Here is a 1,073-nt window from a genome sequence, read left to right as displayed (position 1 = left end):
AAGTCCGGCAAGGCCGACAAGATCAAGGACGAGGTCGACGGCAAGGTCTCCGACGGCAAGGATTCCTCCGCCAAGGACATCGACACCGCGACGAAGGCCCCGCCGGACACATCGGCGGCCAAGGACAAGCCCGTCACCCCGATGACCCCGGACCAGGCCCCGCCCAACCCCGGCGCCCCCTCCGCGACCGACGCGATCCCTGAGAAGCAGCCCGCCTCCGTCACGGACTTCTCCCAGGGCCCCGCCGAGAACGACAAAGCCATGGCGGACGCCGAGGTCACCGAGGAGCAGCTCGCCAAGGGCAACGAGCCCGAGTTCAACGAGGCTCTCTCCGCGAAGAAGACGGCCGAGACGGACTCGGCGAAGGCCCCCGCCAAGGGCAAGTCAACCGAGGCCCAGCAACTGTCCACCGCGAAGGCAGGCACCGCAGCCTCCGGCGCCCAGGCCATGAACGCGCTGACCGCGACCCGTGCCTCGGCCGGGAAACAGGTCGACGGCGGCAAGGGCGAGACGAAGTCGAAGGACGAGAAGAAACGCGCCGAGGTCACCGCCAAGCTCCAGAAGGTCTACGACGGCACGAAGAAGGATGTCGAGGACACCCTGTCCGGCCTGGACAAGAAGGTCGACACCGCGTTCACACAGGGCGAGAAGGCGGCCCGGGACGCGTTCACCGCCGACCACAAACGCCGCATGAAGGCCTACAAGGACAAGCGGTACTCGGGCTGGACCGGCAAGGCCCGCTGGGTCAAGGACAAGTTCGCCGGCCTGCCCAACGAGGCGAACAACCTCTACCAGGAGGCCCGCAAGCTCTACGTCACAAAGATGCAGACGGTCATCTCCTCCGTGGCCGACATCATCGGCACCGAACTCGGCAGGGCCAAGGCCCGCATCGCCAAGGGCCGGTCAGAGCTGAAGGCCGAGGTCGACAAGCTCCCCGCCGACCTGCGTCAGTTCGGCGAGGACGCGGCGAAGGACTTCGCCGGAAAGTTCGACGACCTCGAAGCCACCGTCAACGAGAAGTCCGAACAACTCGTCCAGGACCTCGCCAACAAATACACCGCAGCCCTCAACAA

1 pseudogene is annotated in these 1,073 nt (G+C 66.4%); it reads left to right on the top strand.

Annotated elements, in window-relative coordinates:
• Positions 1-1,073, top strand: a pseudogene (locus tag IEZ15_RS44020) (hypothetical protein); the annotation flags it as partial.

This window comes from Streptomyces atratus (assembly GCF_014648655.1).
Classification (GTDB): domain Bacteria; phylum Actinomycetota; class Actinomycetes; order Streptomycetales; family Streptomycetaceae; genus Streptomyces; species Streptomyces atratus.
This window is presented reverse-complemented; position numbering and strand designations above follow the sequence as displayed.